The 24,839-nt window shown below is 72.8% G+C and carries 22 protein-coding genes; 9 read left to right on the plus strand and 13 right to left on the minus strand.

The genetic code is table 11. The features are described from left to right. Window positions 1-38: 38 nt before the first annotated feature. The 3 genes from ACFYY2_RS13925 to ACFYY2_RS13935 all read left to right on the plus strand — a co-directional run bounded on the left by ACFYY2_RS13925 (window position 39) and on the right by ACFYY2_RS13935 (window position 2,185). Window positions 39-848, plus strand: a complete 810-nt coding sequence (locus ACFYY2_RS13925; RefSeq protein ID WP_388741627.1) for a methyltransferase domain-containing protein — start codon at window positions 39-41, stop codon at window positions 846-848. 123 nt (window positions 849-971) lie between these two features. Next, window positions 972-1,325 (plus strand): VOC family protein, encoded by a 354-nt coding sequence (locus tag ACFYY2_RS13930; protein ID WP_329041795.1) that lies wholly within the window; start codon window positions 972-974, stop codon window positions 1,323-1,325. Window positions 1,326-1,729: 404 nt separating this feature from the next. Further along, window positions 1,730-2,185 (plus strand): SRPBCC family protein, encoded by a 456-nt coding sequence (locus ACFYY2_RS13935; protein WP_388741629.1) that lies wholly within the window; start codon window positions 1,730-1,732, stop codon window positions 2,183-2,185. A 34-nt stretch (window positions 2,186-2,219) separates the two neighbouring features. Here ACFYY2_RS13935 and ACFYY2_RS13940 read toward each other — a convergent pair whose 3' ends face one another. The 8 genes from ACFYY2_RS13940 to ACFYY2_RS13975 form a co-directional block, all read right to left on the minus strand. Next, on the minus strand, window positions 2,220-3,308 hold the full coding sequence (locus ACFYY2_RS13940; protein ID WP_388741632.1) for a glutamate--cysteine ligase: 1,089 nt from the start codon (window positions 3,306-3,308) through the stop codon (window positions 2,220-2,222). A gap of 134 nt (window positions 3,309-3,442) precedes the next feature. Continuing rightward, a complete protein-coding gene (locus ACFYY2_RS13945; RefSeq protein ID WP_329041790.1) occupies window positions 3,443-3,673 on the minus strand; it encodes a LapA family protein in 231 nt (76 codons plus the stop codon). A gap of 115 nt (window positions 3,674-3,788) precedes the next feature. Then, a complete protein-coding gene (locus ACFYY2_RS13950) occupies window positions 3,789-5,576 on the minus strand; it encodes a CocE/NonD family hydrolase (RefSeq protein ID WP_388741634.1) in 1,788 nt (595 codons plus the stop codon). A 174-nt stretch (window positions 5,577-5,750) separates the two neighbouring features. Further along, complete coding sequence (locus ACFYY2_RS13955; RefSeq protein WP_388741636.1) at window positions 5,751-6,695, minus strand: LD-carboxypeptidase; 945 nt, start codon at window positions 6,693-6,695, stop codon at window positions 5,751-5,753. Continuing rightward, complete coding sequence (locus ACFYY2_RS13960) at window positions 6,692-8,692, minus strand: prolyl oligopeptidase family serine peptidase (RefSeq protein WP_388741639.1); 2,001 nt, start codon at window positions 8,690-8,692, stop codon at window positions 6,692-6,694. The genes ACFYY2_RS13955 and ACFYY2_RS13960 overlap by 4 nt, the downstream gene beginning before the upstream one ends. A gap of 21 nt (window positions 8,693-8,713) precedes the next feature. Then, window positions 8,714-10,057, minus strand: a complete 1,344-nt coding sequence (locus ACFYY2_RS13965; RefSeq protein ID WP_388741641.1) for a M20/M25/M40 family metallo-hydrolase — start codon at window positions 10,055-10,057, stop codon at window positions 8,714-8,716. Then, window positions 10,050-10,883: a M55 family metallopeptidase gene (locus ACFYY2_RS13970; RefSeq protein WP_388741644.1), complete on the minus strand. Its 834-nt coding sequence runs from the start codon at window positions 10,881-10,883 to the stop codon at window positions 10,050-10,052. Before ACFYY2_RS13970 ends, ACFYY2_RS13965 begins: the two co-directional genes overlap by 8 nt. Window positions 10,884-11,063: 180 nt before the next feature. Further along, on the minus strand, window positions 11,064-12,065 hold the full coding sequence (locus tag ACFYY2_RS13975; protein WP_388741647.1) for an aldo/keto reductase: 1,002 nt from the start codon (window positions 12,063-12,065) through the stop codon (window positions 11,064-11,066). Window positions 12,066-12,190: 125 nt separating this feature from the next. On the opposite strand from ACFYY2_RS13975, the gene ACFYY2_RS13980 reads away from it, so the two are divergent. Beyond that, window positions 12,191-13,087 (plus strand): LysR family transcriptional regulator, encoded by an 897-nt coding sequence (locus ACFYY2_RS13980; protein ID WP_388741650.1) that lies wholly within the window; start codon window positions 12,191-12,193, stop codon window positions 13,085-13,087. A 94-nt stretch (window positions 13,088-13,181) separates the two neighbouring features. Here ACFYY2_RS13980 and ACFYY2_RS13985 read toward each other — a convergent pair whose 3' ends face one another. From ACFYY2_RS13985 to ACFYY2_RS13995, 3 genes are all read right to left on the minus strand, one after another. Beyond that, window positions 13,182-15,653, minus strand: a complete 2,472-nt coding sequence (locus tag ACFYY2_RS13985; protein WP_388741653.1) for an MFS transporter — start codon at window positions 15,651-15,653, stop codon at window positions 13,182-13,184. A 198-nt stretch (window positions 15,654-15,851) separates the two neighbouring features. Beyond that, on the minus strand, window positions 15,852-16,295 hold the full coding sequence (locus ACFYY2_RS13990) for an SRPBCC family protein (protein WP_329041777.1): 444 nt from the start codon (window positions 16,293-16,295) through the stop codon (window positions 15,852-15,854). 209 nt (window positions 16,296-16,504) lie between these two features. After that, on the minus strand, window positions 16,505-16,891 hold the full coding sequence (locus tag ACFYY2_RS13995) for a VOC family protein (RefSeq protein WP_388741655.1): 387 nt from the start codon (window positions 16,889-16,891) through the stop codon (window positions 16,505-16,507). A gap of 160 nt (window positions 16,892-17,051) precedes the next feature. On the opposite strand from ACFYY2_RS13995, the gene ACFYY2_RS14000 reads away from it, so the two are divergent. The 3 genes from ACFYY2_RS14000 (at window position 17,052) to ACFYY2_RS14010 (ending at window position 20,428) form a co-directional block, all read left to right on the plus strand. Next, a complete protein-coding gene (locus tag ACFYY2_RS14000; protein ID WP_388741657.1) occupies window positions 17,052-18,095 on the plus strand; it encodes an Rv2578c family radical SAM protein in 1,044 nt (347 codons plus the stop codon). Between the two features lie 127 nt (window positions 18,096-18,222). Next, window positions 18,223-19,815, plus strand: coding sequence for an alpha/beta hydrolase (locus ACFYY2_RS14005; RefSeq protein ID WP_388741659.1), 1,593 nt, complete (start codon window positions 18,223-18,225; stop codon window positions 19,813-19,815). A 37-nt stretch (window positions 19,816-19,852) separates the two neighbouring features. Beyond that, window positions 19,853-20,428: a GNAT family N-acetyltransferase gene (locus ACFYY2_RS14010; protein WP_388741662.1), complete on the plus strand. Its 576-nt coding sequence runs from the start codon at window positions 19,853-19,855 to the stop codon at window positions 20,426-20,428. On the opposite strand, the gene ACFYY2_RS14015 is transcribed toward ACFYY2_RS14010, so the two are convergent. Beyond that, on the minus strand, window positions 20,406-20,978 hold the full coding sequence (locus ACFYY2_RS14015; protein WP_388741665.1) for an adenylosuccinate lyase: 573 nt from the start codon (window positions 20,976-20,978) through the stop codon (window positions 20,406-20,408). The two genes, ACFYY2_RS14010 and ACFYY2_RS14015, sit on opposite strands and share 23 nt — an antisense overlap. A gap of 346 nt (window positions 20,979-21,324) precedes the next feature. Between ACFYY2_RS14015 and ACFYY2_RS14020 the strand changes: the two genes are divergently transcribed. Together ACFYY2_RS14020 and ACFYY2_RS14025 are read left to right on the plus strand one after the other, a co-directional pair. Next, window positions 21,325-23,106: a 3-hydroxyacyl-CoA dehydrogenase family protein gene (locus ACFYY2_RS14020; RefSeq protein ID WP_388741668.1), complete on the plus strand. Its 1,782-nt coding sequence runs from the start codon at window positions 21,325-21,327 to the stop codon at window positions 23,104-23,106. Window positions 23,107-23,197: 91 nt separating this feature from the next. Beyond that, the gene (locus tag ACFYY2_RS14025; RefSeq protein WP_388741671.1) at window positions 23,198-24,019 is read left to right on the plus strand and encodes a TetR family transcriptional regulator; all 822 of its coding nucleotides are present in this window, start codon (window positions 23,198-23,200) and stop codon (window positions 24,017-24,019) included. A 9-nt stretch (window positions 24,020-24,028) separates the two neighbouring features. On the opposite strand, the gene ACFYY2_RS14030 is transcribed toward ACFYY2_RS14025, so the two are convergent. After that, complete coding sequence (locus tag ACFYY2_RS14030; protein ID WP_388741674.1) at window positions 24,029-24,790, minus strand: restriction endonuclease; 762 nt, start codon at window positions 24,788-24,790, stop codon at window positions 24,029-24,031. Window positions 24,791-24,839: the final 49 nt, after the last annotated feature.

Below are 24,839 nucleotides of genomic sequence, written 5' to 3' on the forward strand. Positions count from 1 at the left end.
GTCGCCCATGAACGATGTCCGAGAGAGGACCTACGGCCATGCCCGAGGAAAGCGCCGTCTACACCCACGGCCACCACGAGTCCGTGCTGCGCTCGCACCGGTGGCGGACCGCCGCGAACTCGGCGGCGTACCTGATCGGTGGACTCCGCCCGGGCATGGCCGTCCTGGACGTGGGCTGCGGGCCCGGCACCATCACCGCGGATCTCGCCGTACTGGTGGCGCCGGGCCGGGTCACCGCCGTGGACGCGAGCCGGGAGGTCCTCGAGGGCGCGGCGCGGGTCGCTGTCGAACGAGGCCTGGAGAACGTCGGGTTCGCCGTCGCCGACGTCCACGCCCTCGATTTCCCCGACGACTCCTTCGACGTGGTCCACGCGCACCAGGTGCTCCAGCACGTGGGCGACCCTGTGAAGGCGCTGCGCGAGATGCGGCGGGTCTGCCGCCCGGGCGGCGTCGTGGCGGCCCGCGACAGCGACTACGCGGCCATGACCTGGTATCCCGAGGTTCCCGGTATGCCGGAGTGGCTGGACCTCTACCGCCGGGTGGCACGGGCCTCGGGCGGTGAGCCCGACGCGGGGCGACGGCTGCTCTCCTGGGCCCGCCGGGCCGGCTTCACCGACATCACCCCGACGGCCGCCGCCTGGTGCTTCGCCACTCCGGAGAACCGCGCCTGGTGGAGCGGCCTGTGGGCCGACCGTACGACGGCGTCCCGTTACGGGGAGCTGGCGGTGGACGGCGGCCACGCGACCCCGGAGCAGCTGACCGCCGTCGCGCGGGCCTGGCGCGCCTGGGGCGAGGAGCCGGACGGGTGGTTCATGGTGCCGCACGGCGAGATCCTCTGCCGCGTGTGACTCCTGGCGTCCCCACGCGCGGGGGCGGCGAGCCGCACGGGAACTGCGGGGCGGGCACGCGGGAACCGTGACGACCCGCCGAACCGATCACATGCCGCGAGCCTGGCAACTACCCTCGTGGGCATGGAGATCCTGGGAACCACGCTGCGTATCTGCGTCGACGACCTGGAGGCCTCGGTGGCCTTCTACGAGGGCCTGACCAGCACCCCGGCCCTGCGCTTCGAGCGCGGCGGGGTCTCGGTGGCCGCGATCGGCTGCTTCCTGCTCATGAGCGGCCCGGAGTCCGAACTGGAGGTGCTGCGCAAGGTCTCGGCGACGATCGCGGTCAAGGACGTCGACGAGGCCCACGCGGCACTGAACCGGGTGGGCGCGAGGGTCATCGCCGGACCGGTGCCGACTCCGGCCGGACGCAATCTGATCGCTCTGCACCCGGACGGCTCGGTCTTCGAGTACGTCGACCGGAACGTGCCCGCCTGACGGAGACCGCCACCGCCCCGGACCCCGCCAGGGCGCCACATGCCGCTCGGCCGCCACCGGGGACCTGCGCCGTTCAGCCGGTGAGCGGGCCGCGGCGTCGGCGTTGAAGACCCCGTCCAGGGAGGGCGGAGACCCAGTTCCGACGGGACATCGAGGACCACGAGAGAGCGCGAGAGAGCGCATGGGCTCATCCTCGTCGGCGCGGCGCACCGGTGCCTCGTGTTCCTCGGCCCCGGGTCCGTCTGCTCGCTGTCCTGGGGTGCGGGCGGGCTCAGGAGATGTGAGCCCGGGGACTGCGGCGTACGATCGCCGGAGACCTCGCCCGCTGTCCCCCGTCCGTCCGTCCACGTCCGTCCGCTCCCGTCCGCTCCCGTCCGTCCCGATGTCCGAATTCGGAGGCGACCATGGCCATGCGGCATCATGTGATCCATCACCCGCCGGCGGCCCTGTGGGCGGTCCTGGAGGAACCCGGTCTGTACGAATCGTGGGTGGTGGGCACGCGGGACTCCCACCCGCTGGAAGGGCGGTGGCCGGAAGTCGGCTCGTCCATCGAGTACACCCTGCGACTCGGCCCGAAGGACTTCCGCGGCCGGACGACCGTGCGTCGGCTGGAGCGCCCTGGGGCGCTCGAACTGGAGGCGCACAGCGGGCCGCTGGGCACGGCGCGGATCGCCTTCGACATCCGCCCCTGGGGCGACGAGACGCTCGTGGTGGTGAACGAGCACCCGCTGCAGGGCCTCGGCGGCATCCTGCACAACGTCGTCGTCGACGCCGCGCTCCAGCTCCGGCACCGGGCGATGCTGGCCCGGCTGGGCGACGTGGTCGACGCCCGGGCGAAGGGCCTCGACCAGCCCGGGTGACCGTGCTGCCGGGAACCGGCTCCCGGCCGCGGCGTCAGCCCCGTGTCCTGGCCGCGCACTCCGTCACGGCGGTCCGCAGGCTGCCCGAGCTCGCCAGCAGGTCACGCTGGATCCGCGCCCCCGTCCCCCGCGCCTCCACGGCCTTCAGTGCCCTCTCGGCCGGCCCGAGGTCGCCGCTGTCCTCCAGCGCGTCGCTCACATGGGCGAGCAGGGCGCGCGCCACGTCGGCCGCCGGCGCGGGGCGCATGGTGCGGGGGTCGAGCAGGTGTCCGTCCATACCGGAGCGGCCGGCCTGCCAGGTGGCCATGCGGAGCATGCTCACGGGCACCGGGTCGGGTTCCCCGCCCGCCCGCCAGTCGCGTGCGGCCGTCTCGACGAGCCCGCGCGCGAGCGTGGCCAGCAGTACGGTGTCGGCGGGGTCCAGACAGACGTCCGCGACCCTGATCTCCACGGTGGGGTAGCGGTGCGAGAGCCGGGCGTCGAAGTAGATCATCCCCTCGTCGCGCAGCACTCCGGTGCCCACCAGCGCGCGCACCCGGTCGTGGTAGGCGTCGGCGGAGCCGAACACCTCCACCGGACCGGCGGACGGCCAGCGCCCCCACACCATGCTCCGGTAGCTGTCGTAGGAGGTGTCCTTGCCCTGCCAGAAGGGGGAATTCGCGCTCAGGGCCAGCAGGACCGGGAGCCAGGTGCGTATCCGGTCGAGTACGGCGACGCCCTCCTCGTCGGAGTCCACCGACACGTGCACGTGACAGCCGCCCGTCAGTTGTTCCTGAGCCGTCAGGCCGAAGCGCTCCGCCAGCCAGCGGTAGCGCTCGTCCTCGCCGATGGAGGGGCTCACCGGGAGCGGCGAGGTGGCCAGGGCCGCCACCCCGGCTCCGGCGTGCGCGGCACTGCGGGCGGCCTCGGCCCGCGCGCGGCGTATCTCCTCGGCGATGTCCGCCATCGTGGCGCACGGACGGGTGGCGAACTCCAGTTGCTGGTCGTGGAGCTCGGACTCGAAGGCCGACTCCCCCTCCGCCCGCCGTTCGGCCAGGGCCAGCACGGCCGTCGACAGCGCCTGCGGCTCACCGCTCTCCGCGTCCACGAGCAGCAGCTCTTCCTCGACGCCGACAGTCCGCACCTTCACACCCCTTTTGCCGCCCGTTCCCCGTTCACACCGGCGGGTACCCCGGGGGGTCCCTTTCAAGTGTGCGCTTCCGGGAGCGCTGCCGGGGCGCCCCGGCGGGGGTCACCGGCCCGTGGGCGCGGGAGCGTCTACCGGCGGGCCCTCCTGCGGAAGAAGTAGGCCCCGCAGAGCAGTCCCGCGACGAAGACGCCGAGCAGCGCCGCCCAGAGCGGCATCGTGACCTCGGGGATGATCACACGGATGGTGACCTCGTCCGTGTTCACGCAGATGAAGACGAGGGCCAGCACCGCGAGCAGGGTGACGGCGATGCGCGCGGGCGTGAAGGCCCCGGTGCCGCTGGATACGTCCTTGGGGCTCATGCGCGGCCCTTTCGCTGGTTCCTGGGGTTCCGGGGCCGGGAGCGGCGGTCCCCGGACCCCAGGATGCATCCGCCCCCGGCCCGGCGAGCGGTGGAGCGGGCCGTACGGGTGAGGGTCAGCCGACGACGGGAAGCTCCAGGACCCCGGTGTCCTGGGGGGCGCTGACCACGGTGACGGGCTTGACGCCCCGGTTGCCGAAGTAGGCGTCGTCGCTCGCGGCGATCACGAACCGCAGCCGGTGCCCGGCCGCGTAGCGGTGCACGACGCCGGGCAGTTCCACGGTGAAGGGGCGGGTGACGTCCGGGACGCGTACGGGCGCGACCAGCCGGTTCACGAGCTTCTGGGTCCCGTCCGGTGCGACGTCGTAGATCTTCGTGAACAGCACGAGCCTGTCGGCCGCGTCACCGCTGCCCTGGGCCCGCTCCGCCTTCGGCGACACGACCTTCAGCGTGGCCCTCGGGGCGCCGACCACGTCGAGCGGGGCCGTCAGCGGCGCGCCGGTCCAGTCGAGGTAGGTGCCCTTGATGTCGTACGGTGCCCGGTCGGGAAGGCCGATGATGCCGGCCAGGGAGCTCTCCGAGTGGCTGCTCGGCAGGAGCCAGTTGGTGTACGTGCGGCTCCCCCGGACGACCTTCGCGCGGCTGTCGGCCAGGGTGCCGTCGCCGGAGAGGTACAGCGTGCGGGAGGTGCCGGGCACCTCCGCCGCGGTGCCGTAGCCCTCGGCCCAGTCCCGGTAGTAGGCGAACTCGGGTCCGGTGGCGGTGGAGTGGTCGTGCCGGAGGTAGCGGTCGAACCAGGCGAGGATCCGCTGTCCGGTGTAGCTGGTCTCCAGATTGCCGGTGGCGAGGTCGAGTTCGCCGGGCACCGATCCGCCGCTGTGGCCCCAGGACTGCCAGATCATCTTCGTCGTGGTGCCCTGCGCCTTCAGGGTCCGGTAGGTGGCGGTGGCCTCGTTGAGGTTGAACAGGCTGTCTGCCTGGCCCTGCACGAGCAGCGTCGGCGCCGTGACGCCGGACAGGTAGGAGACGGGTGAGACGCTCCGCGCGTACGCCAGCATGTCCCGGGTGGCGGTGGCCGGGTAGCGGCCGGAGTTCAGGAGGCGGATGGTCTCGCACGCCCGCGCGGCGAAGTGCAGGCAGGCGGGGCTGCCGAACCGGGACGGGTCGAGGCTGGGCACCAGCAGGGGCTGCCCCTCGCCCATGAGGTAGAAGCCGTTGGTCCACTGCCACTTGAACACACCGGGCGTGTCGGACGAGACGCCGCCGGTCGCACCGGCCGCGTTGGGTGCGAGTGAGTACGCCAGGTCGTTCCAGGTGATCAGCGGGACGAGCGCGTCCACCCGGTCGTCGGCGGAGGCCGTGGCCAGTTGGACCGCTCCGCCGTACGAGCCGCCGATCATGCCGACCACGGGGTCGCCCGGCGCGTCGGTGGTGACGTAGTCGGCCCTGGTCCCGTCGTCGGCGGGGCGGGTCCCGGCAAGGAAGTCGACGAGTCCGGAGGCGGCCTTGCCGTCGATCGCGGGGTCGTCCAGCGTGATGAGGCAGCCTGACTTGCCGAAGCCCAGGCCGGAGTAGACGAGACCGACGTAGCCGCGCTCGGCGAAGGCCCTGCCGATGGCGTCGGTCGACCCGTCGGACTTGCTGCCCCCGAAGCCGTTGGTGGCGAGGACCGCCGGAGCCGGGTGCCGCGCGTCGACACCGGCGGGCCGGTAGAGGTCGGCGTCCACGGTGCAGGTGCGGCCGCCCGCCCGCACGGTGAACTCCAGTGGGGTGACGGTGTACCGGTCCTCCGCCGAAGCCGCGGGGGCGCCGGTCAGTGCGAGGGGGGCGAGCAGTGCCGCCCCGGCGAGCAAGGCGAGTGGACGGCGGAATCTGGACACGGCACGCGACACATGGACCTCCACACCGAGGACACCTTACCGACCGGTAAGTACCGGGCCCGGCCCATGCTGTGACACGGCTCATAGCGATGTCAACGCACGGGAACGGGGTTTCACAGGATGATTTCGCCTCCGCGCCGCGGAACCGTCGAGGGGCCCGCCCCCGCCGGCGCGGGACGGGCCATGACCGGCGCGGCGTCAGACCAGTGCGGGCACCTGCACCGTGAGCGTGCACCGTCCGCCGTCCGCAGGCGCGTCGAGCACGGCGGGCAGGCCGAGCGGGACGGTCAGCGCCGTGGGGCCGTGGCCGAAGCCCAGCTCCTCGACGACCGGGACACCGAGCCCGCCGAGCCGGTCGGCGAGCACCGCCCGCACCTGCTCGTACGGCCCACAGTCCTGCCACGACCCGCAGGCCACGCCCGATATCCCGTCCAGCGCACCGATGCGCAGCAGCCGCGTCAGGATGCCGTCGAGGCGGTACGCCTCCTCGGTGATGTCCTCGATCATGAGCAGGCCGCCGCGGGCGGACGTCCGGGCTGCCGGGGTGCCCGCGTCGGCGGCGAGCAGGCTCACGCAGCCGCCGTAGGTGACGCCCCGGGCGCGTCCGGGGACCAGCGCGGCCGCCCCGTCCAGCCCCAGGGTGAGCACCGAATCCGGCTCGAACAGGGTGGACCGCAGGCCCTCCTGCGTGGCCTCGTCCTTGAGGAACACCTCGGTGGCGACCATCGGGCCGTGCAGGGTCGAGAACCCGGCCCGGAGTGCGAACGCCTCGTGCAGGACGGTGATGTCGCTGTAGCCGACGAAGGCCTTGGGCCCGGCCGCCCGGATCGCGGGCCAGTCCAGGAGATCGACCATGCGGTGGGCGCCGTACCCTCCCCGCGCGCACAGCACGGCGTCGATCGACGGGTCGCACCACGCGTCCTGGAGGTCCCGGGCGCGGTTCTCGTCCGTGCCCGCGAGATGGCCCAGCTCCGGGTGCGTGTCGAGCGCGTGGGGGGCCACCACCGGATCGAGGTCCCAGCCCCGTAGCAGGTCGAGACCGCGCTCCAGACGGTCGGCCGGCACGGGCCCGCTGGGGGCGACGACGGCGACCCGGGCTCCGGGCCTCAGCCGCGGCGGGCGGGCGAGCGGTTCCAGCGTCACGGCTTCAGCTCCAGTCGCGGCACGTCGGGGAGGTCGATGCCGAACGTCTGCGCGTAGAGGGAGAGTTCCGCCTCCAGTGCGCGCCTGACGGTGTCGGCGCGCCGGAAACCGTGGCTCTCCCCCTCGAAGGCGAGGTAGGCGTGCGGCACCCCGCGCCCCTCGATCGCCGCGAGGAAGCGGTCGCACTGGGCGGGCGGGCAGATCGGGTCGTCGAGCCCCTGGAGCAGCACGAACGGGGCGGTGAGACCGTCGACGCGGTGGACGGGTGAACGCTCGCGGTAGCGCTCTGGCACCTCGGCGTACGGGCCCACGAGCGATTCCAGGTACTGGGACTCGAAGTCGTGCGTCTCGCCGGTCGCCCACCCCTCCAGGTCGAGGATCGGATAGCTGATGGCCCCGCAGGCGTAGACGTCCGTCTGTGTGAGGGAGGCGGCGGCCGTCCATCCTCCGGCGCTGCCGCCCCGGATGGCGAGCCGGTCGCGGTCGGCGGAGCCCTCCTCGGCCAGGCCCAGCGCGACGGCGGCGCAGTCCTCGACGTCCACCACGCCCCACTGCTCGCGGAGCCGTTCGCGGTAGGCGCGGCCGTAGCCGGTCGATCCCCCGTAGTTGACCTCGGCGACGCCGAAGCCCCGGGAGGTGAAGTAGGCGATCTCCAGGTCGAGCACCAGCGGTGAGCGGCCGGTGGGCCCGCCGTGCGCCCAGATGACGTACGGCGGCGGCTCGCCCTCGGGGCCGGTGCGCTCGGGGTGGCGCGGCGGGTACACATGGGCGTGGATCTCCCGCCCGCCGGGCCCCGTGAAGGTGCGGATCACGGGCTCGGGGCAGTAGGCGGGATCCACCGCGTCCTGATGGGGCGAACCGATGGTCCGGGTGTGGCCGGTGGCGGTGTCCAGCTCCACCACCTCGTACGACGTGTGGGGGCTCGCCGCGATCCCGATGACCCGGGTGTCCTGCACGGCGAGCGTCTCGGCCCAGGCGGTCCAGGGGCCCACGGCGTCGACGAGTTCACGGGTCTCGGGGTCGAGGACGCCGAGGGAGGTGGTGCCCCGGCCGTGGATGACGGCGATCAGGCCGTTGTCCAGCAGCCGGAACCAGCGCAGGCCGATCCTCCACAACGGCCCGCCGAACTCCTCGTGGCGTACGCCGCAGAGCCGGGTGCTGGGCACGCCGGAACCGGCCACGTCGTCCGGCCTGATCCGCTGGAGCTCCCACCAGCCCCCGAGGTCCGAGACGAAGACCAGCGAGCCGTCCCGGTCCCACTCCACCTGGACGACCGACTCGTCCGTGTCCCCGACGAGGGGACGCACCCCGGTGAAGGCGCCCTCCGGTGTGACCTCGGCGACCATCACGACGGTGCCGTCCCACGGCATCTCCGGATGGTCCCAGGCGATCCAGGCGACCCGCAGGCCGTCGTGCGACAGCCGCGGGCCGGTGACGAACCGGTGCCGGTCGTCGCTGAGTTCGCGTACGGCGGCACGGTCGTCCGCCGCCGACCCGTCGAGCGGCACCGCGGCGATCACCCGGCGCACGTCGGTGGGCGCGTCCCCGGTGAACTCCTCCAGCACGCACCACACCTCACCGCGGTCGAGGTGCACCTCCGGATCCACCCAGCGCAGCCCCTCACCGGTGCCGGACACCGGGGTGAGCGGGCGCGGCCCGCCCTGCCCGTCCGGCTCGTAGGCGTACAGCCGCTGGTCGGCGTGGTGGACGAAGACGACCAGGGGGCCGCCCTCGTCCCGTGCCGTACCGGCCCACGGGGTGCCGCCGTACTCGATGACGCGGCTGCGCGGGTTCCACGGTGCGGGGAGCACGGACTCGGTGCCGCCGTCGGCCCGGCGGCGCACGAGCGCGCGGCGGCCGCCCTCGGCCGGGCGCGGCTCCGTCCACCAGATCTCGTCGCCGACGGTGCCGACGAACTCGGGCTTGCCGTCGTGCGAGGCGGCGAGCGCCGCGTCGATCGGTGACGGCCACGTGCCGTACGCCGCTGTGGACACCATGTGGATTCCCCCCGTAGTCGGTCAGGCGTTGCGCAGGAAGTGGTCCAGGACCCGGACGCCGAAGTGCAGGGCTTCGACGGGCACGCGCTCGTCGACTCCGTGGAACAGCGCCTGGTAGTCGAAGCCGACGGGCAGCTTGAGCGGTGAGAAGCCGTAGCCGGTGATGCCGAGCCGGGAGAACTGCTTGGCGTCCGTGCCGCCCGACATGCAGAACGGGACGACACGGGCGTCCGGGTCGAACATCTCCAGCGCGGCCCGCATCCCGGCGAACGTCGGTGAGTCGACGGGCGCCTGGAGGGCGACCTCCTTGTGGTCGAACTCCCACGTCACACCGGGCCCGGTCAGCCGGTCGAGGGTCTCGCGGAACTCCTCCTCGCCCCCGGGCACCGTGCGCCCGTCGATGTGGGCGGTGGCCTGCCCGGGGATCACGTTGACCTTGTAACCGGCGTCCAGCATCGTCGGGTTGCTGCTGTTGCGGATGGTCGGCTCGATGAGCGCGGCGGCCGGTCCCAGCTTGCCGAGGAGTTCGTCCACGTCGAAGCCGGGGGCGTCGGGGTCGACGCGGATGTGGTGCAGCGCGGCGATCTCGACGAGTGCCGCGCGTACGGTCGGGGTCAGGCGTACGGGCCACTCGTGGTGGCCGATGCGTGCGACGGCGGCCGCGAGGGCGGTGACGGCGTTGGCCTTGTTGACCTTGGAACCGTGGCCTGCCTTGCCCTCGGCGGTGAGCTTCAGCCAGGCCGTCCCGCGCTCGCCGGCCCCGACCGGGTAGAGCGACAGGCCGTGTCCGGCGTGGAAGGTGAAGGCGCCGGACTCGCTGATGCCCTCGGTGCAGCCTTCGAAGAGAGCCGCGTGCCGGTCCGCGAGGAATCCGGCCCCGTCGTCCGCGCTGGCCTCCTCGTCGGCCGTGTAGGCGATGACGATGTCGCGGCGCGGGCGGACACCGGCGCGGGCCCAGGCACGCACGACGGAGAGGACCATCGCGTCCATGTTCTTCATGTCGACGGCGCCGCGTCCCCACACGACGCCGTCGCGCACCTCACCGGAGAACGGGTGAACCGTCCAGTCCCCGGGCTCGGCGGGCACGACGTCGAGGTGTCCGTGCACGAGCAGCGCGTCGGCGGACGGGTCGGTGCCCTGGATGCGGGCGACCACGTTCGTCCGGCCCGGTGTGCGCTCCAGGAGGGTGGGCTCCAGCCCCGCGTCGGCCAGCCGTTCGGCGACGTACTCTGCGGCCGGGCGTTCCCGGCAGGTGCCGTCCCCGCGGTTGGTGGTGTCGATCCGGATCAGCTCGGAGGTGAACGTCACCGACTCGTCGAGCGCCCGCTGGTCGACCGGTCCGTCCGGGTTGACCGTCTCAGCCATACTGTTCCTCCACGGCGGCCGACACGATCGTCGTCACCGCCTTGAACGTGCGAATTCCTTCGTACATCGTCCCGCTGGTATAGGCGACGCGCCGCTCGCCGCTCGGCGCCACGCCGGGGACCACGGTGGCGGCCCCCGCCAGGTGCTCGGCGTCGAACTCCAGCTCCACCGTGAAGGAGCCGCCCGTCACGGGTGCGTGGCGCACCGCGAGCGAGGTCGCGTCGGCCGCCGCCGCCCGGATGTCCGCGGCGGTCCGGGCGGGTGTGCGGCACACCGCCGCGTAGCGCGAGACGTAGTCCTTCACCGCGACCTTGCGGGCCTCCGGGGCGTAGATGCCGGCGTCCACGCAGGTCAGGTCGTCGCCGGTGACGAGGATGACCGGGACACCGTATTCGGCGGCCACATGGGCGTTGAGCAGGCCCTCGCTCGCGCGGACGCCGTTCAGCCAGACCCCCGTGACGGAGTTGGCCAGGTAGGTGTGGGCGAGCACGCCCTCCGTGCCCGCGCCGGTGTGGTAGCCGACGAAGGCGAGCGCGTCGACGTCGCCGTGCTGGATGCCCTCGACCATCGACAGGGTCTTGTGTCTGCCGGTGATCATCTGGACGCGCTCGTCGAGCTGCTCCAGGAGCAGGTTGCGCATGGACCAGTGGGCTTCGTTGACGAGCACCTCGTCGGCGCCGCCGTCGAAGAAGCCGAGCGCCGCCGCGTTCACGTCGGAGGTGAACATCGAGCGGCAGCGCTCCCACTGCGGTGTCCCGGGCAGCACGTCGGCCGGCCAGGTCACTCCGGTGGCGCCCTCCATGTCGGCGCTGACGAGGATCTTCACGGTGCGCGGTCCTGTCGCTGGTCGGTCGGTCCCCTGCCCGTCTCCGGAAAGAGGATCTTCGTGCCGCATCACGGTACGCGCCAGGACAGCGCCGGGCCAGAGCCTCCGTGATCTGTCACTGGTCCAGTCCGGTGACGGCCGTCCGCCGTCCGGGGAAACCGGCGGCGGACGGCCCGCGCGTCAGGGGCGCTCGGTCTCCTTGAGGAGCTCCTCGATACGGGCGAGCTCGTCGTCGGCGAACTCCAGGTTGCCCAGGGCCGCCACGCTGTTCTCCAGCTGGGCGACGCTGCTGGCACCGACGAGGGCGGAGGTGACCCGGCCGCCGCGGAGCACCCAGGCCAGCGCCATCTGGGCCAGGGACTGGCCGCGCTCGCGCGCCACCTCGTTCAGCTCGCCGAGCCGGGCGACCAGGTCCGGGGTGACGGCCTCGGCCGAGAGGAACGGGCTGGCGCCGGCCGCGCGCGATCCCTCCGGGATTCCGCGCAGGTAGCGGTCGGACAGGATGCCCTGCTCCAGCGGCGAGTAGGCGATGGAGCCGGTCCCGAGCTCGTCCAGGGCGTCCAGCAGCCCGTCCTCGACCCAGCGGTCGAGCATGGAGTAGCGGGGCTGGTGGATGAGGAGGGGGGTGCCCAGCTCACCGAGGATGCGGGCCGCCTCACGGGTCTGCTCGGCGGAGTAGTTGGAGACACCGGCGTACAGGGCCTTGCCCTGGCGCACCGCGGTGTCGAGGGCGCCCATCGTCTCCTCGAGCGGGGTGTCGGGGTCGAAGCGGTGGGAGTAGAAGATGTCGACGTAGTCGAGACCGAGGCGGGTCAGGCTCTGGTCGAGCGACGACAGCAGGGTCTTGCGGGAGCCCCACTCCCCGTACGGGCCCTGCCACATGTCGTAGCCCGCCTTGGTCGAGATGACGATCTCGTCCCGGAGTCCCGCGAAGTCCGTCTTCAGGGAGCGGCCCATCGCGATCTCGGCGGAGCCGGGCGGCGGGCCGTAGTTGTTCGCCAGGTCGAAGTGGGTGATGCCCAGGTCGAAGGCCCTGCGCAGGATCGCGCCCTGGCTCTCGGGCGTGCGGTCGCCTCCGAAGTTGTGCCAGAGGCCGAGCGAGAGCGCCGGCAGCAGCAGGCCGCTGCGTCCGGTGCGCCGGTACGGCATGGAGGAATAGCGGTCGGCGGACGGAAGGTACATGCGGGAACTCCACGGGACATGACATCGGCGCGCCGGGTCTGGTGCGCGTGCCCCAGCCTTGCGCAGAATGATCCAGCGGTCCAACAGGAGATTCCGCTGGGATTCATCGATTACATTGCTCAATCATGGAACTGCGTCAGCTGGAGCACTTCGTCGCCGTCGCCGAGGAGCAGCACTTCACCCGCGCCGCCGAGCGACTGGCCGTATCCCAGTCCGGGCTGTCCGCGTCCGTGCGCGCACTGGAGCAGGAGCTGAGGGCGCCGCTGTTCAGCCGCACGACGCGCTCGGTCCGGCTGACCGAGGCCGGTCAGGCACTGCTCGTCGAGGCGGAGCGCACCCTGGCGGGCGCCAGGGCCGCCCGGGACGCCGTCGACGCCGTACGGGGGCTGCTGCGCGGGACGCTCACGCTCGGGGTGGAGCAGTGCGTCGCCGGGGTGAGCCCGGCGCGGCTGCTGGGGGCGTTCCGCCGGGAGCACCCGCACATGGAGATCCGGCTCCGGCAGGAGGGCACGTCCAGCCTGCTGGAGGGGGTCGCGGGCGGCAGGCTGGACCTGGCGTTCGCCGCGACGGTCAGTCCCCCGGAGTGGCGGGGCGATCTCGTGCCGCTGGCGCAGGAGCCGATGGTCGTCCTGTGCGCACCCGGGCATCCGCTGGCCGCTACGGGGAAGCGGCCGGTCGCCTGGAGCGCCCTGGACGGGGAGTCGTTCATCGACTTCCACCCGGACTGGGGGCCGAGGCGGGCCGCCGACGAGGCCTTCGCCGCCGCGGGGGTGCGCCGCACGGTGGCGCTGGAGGTCAGCGACGTGCACAGCCTGCTGGAACTGGTGCACCAGGGCCTGGGGATCGCGGTCGTGCCGCACCACTTCTCGCGCAAGCCGGAGGCCCGGGGCCTGGTCACGGTGGAGGTCGACGGCGCGCGGCCCGCGGTGTACCGCAGCGTGGTGGTGCTCCCCCCGGCCGGGACCATGAGCCCCGGGGCGCGGGCACTGATGGCGCTGGTCCGCGAGGCCCCGGTGCGCTGACGGGCACCGGGCCCGCCCCCTCCGTCCCCGCCCGCCGGACACGTAACCCGGGCGGCGGCGGAGGGTGCGCGGGACCCGGACGGCCCGCCCGTGCTCAGCCCTCGTGCCCCAGTTGCAGATCGCGCTCCGTGCGTCCGCCGCCCGGGAGTTGCAGGACGGTGGCCACCGGCGGGTATCCGGCGGCGATGACGGTGTACTCGCCGGTGGACAGGTCCACGAACCTGAACGCCCCGTCCGCGCCGGTGGTGAGTGTGCCGGCCACGTTGCCCGCCGCGTCCAGCAGCGTGACCCGCGCGTCTTCGACGGCCCTGCCGCCGGGGGCCCGGACGACGCCGCGCAGCACGGCGCCGCCCGCGAGTTCGATGTCCTGGCGGGTCTCCCTGGCCGCCTGGACGCTCACCGGGAGCGCCGCGGGCCGGAACGCCGGGGCGCTGGCGGCCAGGGTGTACTCACCGGCCACCAGTTCGCTGATGACGTAGGCGCCCTCCCGCCCGGTGCGGGTGGTCGCGACGACTTCGCCGCGCACGTCGGTCAGGGTGACCGCCGCGTCGCGGACCGGGGCGCCGTCGGGGGTGAGGACGGCGCCGGCGAGCCGTCCGGCCCCTCCCAGCACCACGTCGAGGTCAACCGGCCGCTCGCCCACCGTGACGCTGACGGCCTGCGGCTGGTGCCCGCCCGCCGCGGCGATGAGCACGTACGAACCGGCGCCCGGCGCACCCAGCGCGTACCGTCCGTCGTCGTCGCTCGCGCCCCGGCCGACCTGCTGCCCCTGCACGTCGATGAGGGTGAGCGCGGCGTGCCCCACCTTCGTGCCGTCGGAGTGCTGGACGCTCCCGCGCACCGGGATCCCCGGCAGCGCGCCGGCGGGGGGCGGGCCGGGGTCGGTGCGGGCCGCCGGGATCGCGGAGTGCGTCGTCGAGGGGTCCGCGGCTTGCGGGGTGTGGTGGGACACCAGCGGTTTCTCCTTGAGGAAGAAGGCGAGGAACAGGCCGAGCAGGAGCACCGGCACGAGGTACAGGAAGATGCGGGGCATCGCGTCGGCGTAGGCCCGGATGTACGCGTCGCGCAGCACGGGTTCCATGGCGTGGACCAGTTGCGGGGTGATGGACTCCGCGTCCGGGAGGCCGGCTCCGTCGGGCAGCCGCACGGCCAGCGCGTCGGCGAGGCGCCCCGCGAAGAGGGTCCCGAAGATCGCCGCCCCCACGCTGCCGCCGATCTGGCGGAAGTAGTTGTTGGCGCTGGTGGCACTGCCGAGGTCCGCGGGGCGTACGGAGTTCTGCACGGCGAGCACGAGCACCGGCATCACCAGGCCGATGCCGATGCCGAGCACGGCCTGCCAGACGCCGTACTCGACCGCGGACGTTCCGGTCTCCAGCCGGGACAGCAGCCACATGCCCACGGCCGAGACGGCGCTGCCGAGCAGCGGGAAGATGCGGTAGCGGCCGGTCCTGGAGATCAGCTGGCCGCTGACGACGGAGGCGCCCACGATGCCGCCCATCATGGGGAGCATGAGCAGACCCGACTCGGTGGCGCTCGCACCCTCGACCATCTGCAGGTACGTCGGCAGGTAGCTGGCGGCGCCGAAGAGGGCGACCCCGACGACCGCGCCCACCAGCGCCGTGACGTTGAAGACCGAGTCGCGGAACAGCCTCAGCGGGATGACGGGTTCGGCCGCGCGGTGCTCGACGGCGACGAAGAGCACCGCCGATGCGACGGCCCCGGCCGCGAGCCCGATCACGGTGCGCGAGCCCCAGGCGTACTCGGTGCCGCCCCAGCTGGTGAGCAGCACCAGACAGGTCGATCCGGCGGCGAGCAGCAGCGCGCCGAGGATGTCGAGCCGGGGGCGTACGGACGGCTTGGGGAGCTTCAGGACGAGGGCGATGACGGCAAGGGTGATCAGGCCGAACGGCACGTTGATGTAGAAGCACCAGCGCCAGGAGGTGTGGTCGGTGAAGAAGCCCCCGAGGAGAGGTCCGGCGACGGAGGCGAGGCCGAAGACCGCCCCGATGAGTCCCATGTAGCGCCCTCGTTCACGGGGCGGGACGATGTCGGCGATGATCGCCTGGACGCCGATCATCAGGCCGCCGCCACCGATTCCCTGGACGGCCCGGAAGGCGATGAGTTCCTCCATCGTGCGGGACCAGCCGGCGAGGGCGGAGCCGATGACGAACACGATGATCGCGAACTGGAAGACGCCCTTGCGACCGAAGAGGTCCCCGAGCTTCCCGTAGATCGGCAGGCCGATCGTCGACGCGAGCAGATAGGCGGTCACCGCCCAGGACATCTTGTCCAGGCCGTGCAGTTCGCCGACGATCTTGGGAAGGGCCGTGGCGACGATCATCTGGTCGAGTGCCGCGAGCAGCAGGGTGAGCGTCAGCCCGAGGAAGACCATGCGGATCCGGCGGGGGCTGATGTCACCGGCCGCCGGGGTGGCCCCGGTGGACGGCGGCGGAGGGGACGGGGGTTCCGTCGCCGCGGCGAGCGGAACGGTATCCGCCGCGGTGCCGGGCGGCCCCCAATCGGCGCCTCCCGGCTCGTCCTTCACCAGAGTGATCCCACCCACCACGTGACGCTCCCCTCGTCGCAGCTGCGCCGCCCATTACTCGCATCAGGCGGCAAGGCGGGGCAAACGCGACCGGGCGCACTCACGGCGCACGCAGAGGGCGTATGCGCCGGTGGGAGGCACTACAGCGCACAACCGGCCTCCCCGGAAAACCACTCGTTCCGGTGAGGCCGGTCGACGCCAACAGCAGGAGGAGCAGGCCTACTTCTCGACCTCGGCGGCGAGGTTCTGCAGTACCTCGTCGTAGATCCGGCCGAGGCCCTTGGGCGCGAACGTCTTCTCGAAGAATCCGCCGATGCCGCCGGCACCGTTCCACACGGTCGACACGACGGCCTTGGAACGGCCCTCACCGGCCGGGGTCACCGTCCAGGTGGTCACCATCGAGGAGTTGCGGTCCTTCTCGACCAGCTGCCCGTCGGTGGGCTCGGTGACCTCGAGCAGGCAGTCGCGGACACGCTTGCTCGTCGCCTGGAGCTTCCAGTGGACGAGGGTGCCCTCGCCGTCCCCGCCCTCGCGCACCTCGTACTCACTGAAGTGCCCGGTCAGAACCTTGCCCCGGACCTCCTTGTAGTCGGCGAGGGCGTCGAACACCGTCTCTGCGTCCGCCGCGATGATCCGCTCTGTGGTGGCCTCGACCTGCGCCATGCCTGTTCCTCCAGCACTCGGGTGTTCGGGGTGCTGATGAGCCAACCACCTCGGGTACGGCCCCTCAAAATCGGGCCCCGGACGGGGCCGGGTGTGCATGGGCGGGGAACCGCGCGAAGTCCGCGCCCAGCGGGCCCTGTTCGCCTACGGCGCCCCCGGCACGCGAAGGGCCCGGGCACGGAGCGAGCGGCCGCGCGGGCGGCCGGTGCTCAGGGGCGTCGCGCCGCGAGGACGCAGAACTCGTTGCCCTCCGGGTCGGCCAGCACGACCCAGCTCTCGCCCCCCTGGCCCACGTCGGAGCGCCGGGCCCCCAGGGCGAGCAGGCGGGCCACCTCCTCGCCCTGCTCCCTGTCGGCCGGGCTGACGTCGAGGTGGAGCCGGTTCTTGACGGTCTTGCCCTCGGGCACGCGCGCGAAGGTGAGCACCGGCGGCACCGGGCCGGGGCGTTCCTCGCCCACGGGTGGCACCGGGGGCCCGATGGTGACGAGCCCGTCCCCCGTGTCCCGCACGCCGTAGCCCAGGACCGCACACCAGAACCGGGCGAGTGTTGCGGGGTCGGCGCAGTCGATGCAGAGCTCGGTGAACTTGCTGGTCATGCCAGGACCTCCTGGTCGGTGACGGACGCACCGGAGCCCGCGCCCGCGGCGCCCGGCGAGGGCCGCGAACAGGCCCGTCGTACGACTGCCCGCGTTCGTCCGCGCACGATCAAGGGAACACATGTTCTATTCTCGGCGCAGTACTACCGAGGAGGCGTCCATGCGCTGGGACAATCTGACAGAAAACACCACAAGGCAGGGCAATGCCGCGCTCTTCGATGCCGACGCGGTGACCACCCGCACCGTCGACACACCCGAATTCCAGGGCATCACCTTCCACGAGATCCGGGCCCGCTCGATCGTGAACCGGGTGCCCGGCGCCTCCCGCATGCCGTTCGAATGGACGGTGAACCCCTACCGGGGCTGCTCCCACGCGTGCGTCTACTGCTTCGCACGCAAGACGCACAACTATCTCGACCTGGACACCGGCCTCGGCTTCGACTCGCAGATCGTCGTCAAGGTCAACGCCGCCGAACTGCTGGAGCGCCACCTCTCCTCGCACCGGTGGCGCGGCCAGCACATCGCCATGGGCACCAACGTCGACTGCTACCAGCGGGCGGAGGGCCGCTACCGGCTGATGCCCGGCATCATCGCGGCGCTGCGCGACCACGCGAACCCCTTCTCGATCCTCACCAAAGGCACGCTGATCCTGCGCGACCTCGACCTGCTGCGGCAGGCCGCCCAGGTCACCGAGGTCGGCGTCTCCGTCTCCGTCGGCTTCACCGACCGGGAGCTGTGGCGCACGGTCGAGCCGGGCACCCCCGCCCCCGAGCGGCGCCTGGACGTCGTCCGCGCCCTGGCCGACAACGGGATCGGCTGCGGAGTGCTGATGGCGCCGGTCATCCCGTTCCTCGGCGACCGCCCCGACCAGTTGCGCGCCACCGTCCGGGCCGTGGCCGACGCCGGAGCGACCTCGGTGACCCCGCTCGTGCTGCATCTGCGGCCGGGCGCCCGTGAGTGGTTCATGCAGTGGCTGGCCCGCCACCATCCCCACCTGGTGCCGCGCTACGAGCGGATGTACGCCGACGGGGCGTACGCCCCCACCTGGTACCAGCGGAGCATCACCCGCCGGGTGCACGAACTGGCCGCCGAGTTCGGCATCGGGCCCGCCGACCGGGGAGGCGCCCGCCGCATCCCCCGGCCCGGCGCCCCTGACGCGGCGGGCACCCGAACCGACGGGCCCACCCAGCTGACCCTGCTCTGACCTCACCCGTCTCCCTGCCCGAACGGGTCAACTCGCGGCGTCACGTGTCCTTCAGCGGCCGGATCCGGGAAGCATGCGGCGGGGGCTGTGCCACCCACAGCCGCATCGCAGTGTGCCGGGAGGACGTATGACGAGACGTGCAGGAATTCTGGTCGCGGTGGGTGCCGCGGTCGCCGGTCTGGTGACCGCCGCTCCGTCCACCGCGTCGGCGCCGTCCACCGGGGAGGGCGGCGCGGCCCCGGGCGCGGCCGCGCCGCTCACGTGGAAGGGCTGCGGGACCAAGTCCTATCCGGCCCTGCAGTGCGCGACCGTCCACTCGCTGCTCGACCATGACAACCCGTCGGGCAGGCGGATCACGCTCGCCCTCTCGCGCATCCCGCACACCGCGAAGACCTATCAGGGCCCGCTCCTGGTCAACCCGGGCGGCCCCGGGGGCAGCGGCCTCTCCATGGCGGGCTTCGTCGCGGCCTCCCTGCCCAAGGCCGTCGCCGCGCAGTACGACGTGATCGGGTTCGACCCGCGCGGGGTCGGCAAGAGCACCCCCGCCCTGGACTGCCTGCCGAAGTACTTCGCCCCGGTGCGCCCCGACAGCGTCCCGGACTCCGCCGAGGCCGAGCAGACCGCGCGGAACAGGGCCGCCTCCTTCGCCACCGCGTGCGGCGAGAAGCACGGCGACCTGCTGCCGTTCATGGACACGGTCAGCGCCGCGAAGGACCTCGACGTCATCCGCGCGGCCCTTGGCGCCGAGCGGATCAACTACTTCGGCTACTCCTACGGCACCTACCTCGGCGCGGTCTACGCCAAGCTCTTCCCCGAGCGCGTGCGCCGCCTGGTGCTGGACTCGGTCGTCGACCCGGACGGCGTCTGGTACGAGGACAACCTGGGCCAGGACCACGCGTTCGACGCCCGCCACAAGGCCTTCGCCGCGTGGGTCGCGAGGAACGACGCCACCTACGGCCTCGGCAGCGACCCGGCCCAGGTGGAGAGCGCGTGGTACTGGATGCGCGCCGAGGTCAAGGACCACCCGGCGGCGGGGAAGGTGGGACCGGGCGAGCTGGAGGACACCTTCATGCCCGGCGGTTACTACGACGGGTACTGGCCCCGCCTGGCCGAGGCGTTCGCGGCGTACGTGAACGACGGTGACCAGGACGCGCTCGCCACCGCGTACGAGGACTTCGGCGCGGTCGACCGGAGCGGCGACAACGGCTACTCCGTCTACACGGCCGTGCAGTGCCGCGACGCGGGCTGGCCCCGGACCTGGAGCGCGTGGCGCGACGACACCTGGGACGCCCACCGCAAGTCGCCGTTCATGTCGTGGAACAACACCTGGTACAACGCCCCGTGCGCCACCTGGCCGGTGGAACCGCTGGAGCCCGTGCGGGTCACCAACGACAGGATCCCGCCCGCCCTCCTCTTCCAGGCGACGGACGACGCGGCCACCCCGTACGAGGGCGGTGTCACCATGAGCCGCCGGCTCAAGGGCTCCGGCCTCGTCGTGGAGCAGGGCGGCGGCAACCACGGCATCACCCTCAGCGGAAACGACTGCCTGGACAAGCACCTGACGGACTATCTGACCGACGGCACCCTGCCGAAGGGCGGCGGCAGCGGCGCGGACGCGGTCTGCGACGCCCTGCCCGAGCCGAAGGCGGTCGCGTCCACGAAGGCCGCGGCGAACACGAAGGGGCGCACCCTGCACGGCCTCCTCGGCTTCCGCGGCTGAGAAATCTCGGTGCCCCGGACCGGGGGCGTGCGCCAGGATGGGCCGCGTGATCACAGGCCCCACTCCCGCGCACGCCCCCGGTGTGCGCGTGCGCGACATGACTCCCGCCGACTGCGACGCCGTGGCGGAGATACGGGTGCGCGGCTGGCGGCACGCCTACGCCGGTCTTGTGCCGCAGGCCCACCTCGACGCGATGGACGTCGCACGGGACGCCGAGCGCCGCCGCGCCGGTCTCGCGTCGGCGGGCGGGCCGTTGAACCTGGTGGCCGTGGCTCCGGACGCCACGGTGACCGGCTGGGCGTGCCACGGACCCTGCCGCGACAGGCAGCAGGTGAGTCCCGGGGCGGCCGAGCTGTACGCGCTCTACGTGGACCCGGACCGCATCGGCACGGGCACCGGACGCGCGCTCCTGGAGCGGGCGACGGCCCGGGCCGTGGCGGACGGGTTCCGCGAGATGACGCTCTGGGTGCTGAAGGAGAACGTGCGGGCGCGGCGCTTCTACGAGCGGGCGGGGTTCCGGCCGGACGGTGCGGAGGAGGCCGTCGAGACGGGCGGCGCCCTGGTGCCCGAGGTCAGGTACGTACGCCCGCTCAGCCCGCCGGGAGCCGGCTGAGAGCCGCTGCCGCCGCCGCGCCCAGTCGCGGGTGGGGCAGCGCCGCCTCCAGGACCGGGCGGGCCCTCCCGTCCTCCAGGTCCCCCAGCCCCTCGACGCAGGCGAGCGCGACGCGCCAGTGCGGCTCGTCGGGGGTGAGCAGCCGGCGCAGGGTGCTGACCAGGGCCGGTACCGACTCGGGCGCGCGCAGGGCGGTCAGCAGCCGGACCGGGTGCAGGGCGTAGGCCGTCCGCATGCTGTTGGTGGCGAGCGCGGCCGCCGCCCTGGGGGTCCGGGGGTCGCCGAGAAGCCGGAGCGCGTGCGCGGCGGACACGCAGCGCTCGGGGTCACGGTGGTTGAGGAGGAGGACCAGGGCCTCGAAGGCCCGGCGGTCACCCCGGCAGCCGAGGCGGAACGCCGCGATCTCACGGGCCCACAGCGGTCGTTCGCGCTCGACGAGGACCTGGGCCAGTTGTTCGCAGTCCTCGGTGGCGAGCAGCAGGCGCAGGGCCTCCGACTCGCCCGCCTCGCCCGCGATCCGGTCGGTCAGCGAGCGGAACTCCTCATCCATGACGCTGAGTTTACCTATGCGCACACACCGTGTCCGGCGAACTGTGTGCCAGTGCACAGCCGGTCAGGGCTGGCGCGCTCGTTACCCGCCGGTTAAGCTCAGGTGAGCGGGACACACACCCGCCGGCTCCGGTGGCCTGGTGACGCAGCCACCCGGAGTGCTTGTCGGTTCGGCAGTTCGTGAGACGTGGCTCCGGGACAGAGCCCGTCACCTTTCCCCCCGATGCGCGCGAGCGCCCGGGACCGTGCACCACGACACGCGATTTCCCGCACCCCGAGCGCCGGTCGATCCGGACCACGCGCGCCGCCGTGCTCCTCACAGTCGTCACTCACCCTGGAGTCCCGTGATGGACATCCCCCTCAGCACCATTGCCGTCGTCGGCCTCGGCACCATGGGAACCGGCATCGCCGAGGTCCTCGCCCGGGCGGGCCGCGAGGTCATCGGCATCGACATCAACGAAGCCGCCGCACGTCAGGCGGTCGCCTCCCTGGAGGCCTCCACGGCGCGCGCCGTGAGCCGCGAGCGGATCACCGAGCAGGAGCGGCGGGACATCCTGGCCCGCTTCCGGACGTTCTCCGATCTGCAGGCCGCCGCGGACGCGGAGCTGGTGATCGAGGTCGTGCCGGAGACATACGAGATCAAGCAGCAGGTCTTCCGCGAGCTGGACGCGGTGGTCTCCCCCACCGCGATCCTGGCGACGGGCACGAACGCCCTGTCGGTGACCCGGCTGGCCGCCGAGTCGCAGCGCCCCGAACGCGTCCTCGGCCTGCACTTCTTCAACCCCGCGCCGGCGATGAAGCTGGTCGAGGTGGTCTCCTCCGTGCTGACCGCGCCGCCCGCCGTGGAGAGCGTCACCCGGCTCGCGCGGGAACTGGGCAAGGAGCCGGTCGCGGTCGGCGACCGTCCGGGATTCGTCGCGGACGGCCTGCTCTTCGGCTATCTGAACCAGGCCGCCGCGATGTACGAGGCGAACTACGCCTCCCGCGAGGACATCGACGCGGCCATGAGGCTGGGCTGCGGACTGCCCATGGGCCCGCTGGCGCTGCTCGACCTCATCGGCATCGACACGGCCCGCACGGTCCTGGAGGCCATGTACGCGGCGTCGCACGACCGGCTGCACGCCCCGGCGCCTGTGCTGGGCCAGCTGACCGGGGCGGGACTGACCGGGCGCAAGGCGGGACGTGGCTTCTACACGTACGCCGCACCCGGGAGCCAGACCGTGGTGGCGGACGCCCTGACGCCGGCGGAGGACACCGGTGCGGTCGCCGGGCGCACGGTCGAGTCGGTGGGTGTGGCCGGTTCGGGCACGATGGCCTCGGGCATCGCGGAGGTCTTCGCGAAGGCCGGTTACCCCGTGGTCCTCGCCGCGCGGAGCCAGGAGAAGGCGGACACGGCCAAGGGGCGGATCGCCAGGTCCCTGGAGCGTTCGGTGGCCAAGGGCCGGATGACGGAGGAGGCCAGGGACGAGACCCTCGCCCGGGTGACCGCGTCGGGCTCGCTGGACTCCTTCGCCGGCGTCGACCTCGCGGTCGAGGCGGTCGCCGAGGACCTGGACATCAAGCGTCAGCTCTTCCAGACCCTGGACAAGGTCTGCAAGCCTGGCGCCGTGCTGGCGACGACCACGTCGTCCCTGCCGGTCGTGGCGGTCGCCAGGGTGACCGGGCGGCCCGAGGACGTCGTCGGGATGCACTTCTTCAACCCCGCGCCCGCGATGAAGCTGGTCGAGGTGGTCCGCACGGTGCTGACCGCCGACGACGTGCACGCCACCGTCCGCGAGGTCTGCGCGAAGGTGCGCAAGCACCCGGTGGACTGCGGCGACCGGGCGGGCTTCATCGTGAACGCGCTGCTGTTCCCCTACCTCAACAACGCGATCAAGATGGTCGAGGAGCACTACGCGACGCTCGACGACATCGACGCGGCCATGAAGCTGGGCGGCGGCTACCCCATGGGCCCGTTCGAACTGCTCGACGTGGTCGGTCTGGACGTCTCACTCGCGATCGAGAGGGTCCTGCACAGCGAATTCCGCGACCCGGGTCTCGCTCCGGCGCCGCTGCTGGAGCACCTGGTGGCCGCGGGCTGCCTCGGCCGCAAGACGGGGCGCGGCTTCCGCGAATATGCCCGGCGCTGAGCCGGTGGCCAGGTGGGGCGGGTTGCTCGGACCTTCGGGCGACCCGCCCCCGCGGGCGCACTCCCCCGCGGCGATGGGTTACGTTCACACCATGTCCCAACCCGCCAAGTCCCCCCGTTCCTCCGCCGCGACGGACGCCCCGGAGAGCACCGCCGGCACCCGGGCCGCCGCCCAGCGGCTGAAGATGCGCCGCGAACTGGCCGCCGCGGCCATGGAGCTCTTCTCCACGAAGGGGTACGAGGCGACGACGGTCGACGAGATCGCGGGGGCCGCCGGGGTGGCCCGGCGGACGTTCTTCCGCCATTTCCGCTCCAAGGAAGAGGCCATCTTCCCGGACCACGACGACACCCTCGTCAGGGCCGAGGCCGTCCTGAACGCCGCACCGGCGCACGAGCACCCGCTCGACACCGTGTGCCGCGGCATCAAGGAGGTCATGAAGATGTACGCGGCGAAGCCCGCGGTCTCCGTGGCGCGCTACAAGCTGACCCGCGAGGTGCCCACGCTCCGGGAAGCCGAGATCGCCTCGGTGGCCCGTTACGAACGGCTGTTCACGCGCTATCTCCTGGGCCATTTCGATGAGCGCGACCACCACGCGGGCAACGACGACCCCCTGCTCGCCGAAGTGGCCGCCTCCGCCGTGGTGACCGCGCACAACCATGTGCTGCGGCGCTGGCTGCGGGCCGGCGGCCAGGGCGACGTGGAAGCCCAGCTCGACCACGCCTTCGCGATCGTGCGCGAGACCTTCGGCACCGGGATCGGAGCGGGGCGCACCGTGGGCGGTGATCCCGGGAAGGCCGCGGCCCCCGCGGCCTCCGTGTCCGCGGAGGGCCAGGTGCTGGTGGCCCTCGCCCGCGTCGACGCGCCGCTCGACGAGGTCATGCACACGATCCGGAAGGCGCTCGAGGAGCACTGAGCGGCGCCGTCACCCCGCGGCGGGCTCCGTCGGCACCGTGGCGTGCCAGGGCGGCGGCGCGCTGCCCTCGCTCCACGCGGACAGTCCGTCGAGATCGACGCAGAGGATCCCGCACTGCTCGGCGTACTCCAGAGCGGGCTCGGTGAACTCGCCGGTGGTGACGACCACGGCAGCCTCCGCGCCGTGCACCGCGTAGCAGGTGCCCCCGAAGCGCTGGAGGTCCTGCGAGCCCACCTTGTTCCCGGCCGTGTACCGCTTGCACTGGACGACCAGGCGGCGCCCGTCGGGCAGGGTGGCGACGACGTCCGCGCCGAGGTCGCCGGCGCCTCCGACGACCTCGGCGTCCGCGCAGCCGTCGCGTCGGCAGAGCCCGGCCACGGCTTCCTCGAACTCGTACGGGTCCATGGCCGCGTAGTCGACCGCCACGGGGCGCCGCAGCACTTCGGTGACCGCGACGGGCTCGGCTGCGGCCAGCTCCTCCAGACTGGCGTCCACGACCTCGTACGCGGACTCCAGCGCCGCCGCCGCCGCGTCGGCGGCCACTCTCCGGCTGCGGCGTCTGCCCAGGAGCGCCACGACCCCGGCCACCAGCAGGGCCGTGGAGACGACGGCAACGGCCGGGTGCCGTTCGGCGCTGCTCAGGACCGCCCGCACCGTCAGTCCCGCGCCGCAGACGAGGACGCCGAGGAGAGTGAACCCGAAGGCCGTCCGCCGGAGGTCGAACGCGTGGCCGCGCCCCTCGCGGACGTGTCTCCGCACTCGTGTCGCCATCGTGTACCCACCCCTGTCCGCCGTGCCCGATCAAGATCACTTCCGACTG

It is taken from the genome of Streptomyces sp. NPDC001822 (genome assembly GCF_042892135.1).
GTDB lineage: Bacteria > Actinomycetota > Actinomycetes > Streptomycetales > Streptomycetaceae > Streptomyces.

What these genes read in the sequence shown, in the direction of transcription:
- ACFYY2_RS13960 (WP_388741639.1), bottom strand. Translation starts at nt 8,692, where the DNA reads ATGGTGTCCACAGCGGCGTACGGCACGTGGCCGTCACCGATCGACGCG.
- ACFYY2_RS13995 (WP_388741655.1), bottom strand. Translation starts at nt 16,891, where the DNA reads ATGACCAGCAAGTTCACCGAGCTCTGCATCGACTGCGCCGACCCCGCA.
- ACFYY2_RS13965 (WP_388741641.1), bottom strand. Translation starts at nt 10,057, where the DNA reads ATGGCTGAGACGGTCAACCCGGACGGACCGGTCGACCAGCGGGCGCTC.
- ACFYY2_RS14005 (WP_388741659.1), top strand. Translation starts at nt 18,223, where the DNA reads ATGACGAGACGTGCAGGAATTCTGGTCGCGGTGGGTGCCGCGGTCGCC.
- ACFYY2_RS13930 (WP_329041795.1), top strand. Translation starts at nt 972, where the DNA reads ATGGAGATCCTGGGAACCACGCTGCGTATCTGCGTCGACGACCTGGAG.
- ACFYY2_RS13980 (WP_388741650.1), top strand. Translation starts at nt 12,191, where the DNA reads ATGGAACTGCGTCAGCTGGAGCACTTCGTCGCCGTCGCCGAGGAGCAG.
- ACFYY2_RS14020 (WP_388741668.1), top strand. Translation starts at nt 21,325, where the DNA reads ATGGACATCCCCCTCAGCACCATTGCCGTCGTCGGCCTCGGCACCATG.
- ACFYY2_RS14015 (WP_388741665.1), bottom strand. Translation starts at nt 20,978, where the DNA reads ATGGATGAGGAGTTCCGCTCGCTGACCGACCGGATCGCGGGCGAGGCG.
- ACFYY2_RS13945 (WP_329041790.1), bottom strand. Translation starts at nt 3,673, where the DNA reads ATGAGCCCCAAGGACGTATCCAGCGGCACCGGGGCCTTCACGCCCGCG.
- ACFYY2_RS14000 (WP_388741657.1), top strand. Translation starts at nt 17,052, where the DNA reads ATGCGCTGGGACAATCTGACAGAAAACACCACAAGGCAGGGCAATGCC.
- ACFYY2_RS14025 (WP_388741671.1), top strand. Translation starts at nt 23,198, where the DNA reads ATGTCCCAACCCGCCAAGTCCCCCCGTTCCTCCGCCGCGACGGACGCC.
- ACFYY2_RS13990 (WP_329041777.1), bottom strand. Translation starts at nt 16,295, where the DNA reads ATGGCGCAGGTCGAGGCCACCACAGAGCGGATCATCGCGGCGGACGCA.
- ACFYY2_RS13935 (WP_388741629.1), top strand. Translation starts at nt 1,730, where the DNA reads ATGGCCATGCGGCATCATGTGATCCATCACCCGCCGGCGGCCCTGTGG.
- ACFYY2_RS14030 (WP_388741674.1), bottom strand. Translation starts at nt 24,790, where the DNA reads ATGGCGACACGAGTGCGGAGACACGTCCGCGAGGGGCGCGGCCACGCG.
- ACFYY2_RS13975 (WP_388741647.1), bottom strand. Translation starts at nt 12,065, where the DNA reads ATGTACCTTCCGTCCGCCGACCGCTATTCCTCCATGCCGTACCGGCGC.
- ACFYY2_RS13925 (WP_388741627.1), top strand. Translation starts at nt 39, where the DNA reads ATGCCCGAGGAAAGCGCCGTCTACACCCACGGCCACCACGAGTCCGTG.
- ACFYY2_RS14010 (WP_388741662.1), top strand. Translation starts at nt 19,853, where the DNA reads ATGGGCCGCGTGATCACAGGCCCCACTCCCGCGCACGCCCCCGGTGTG.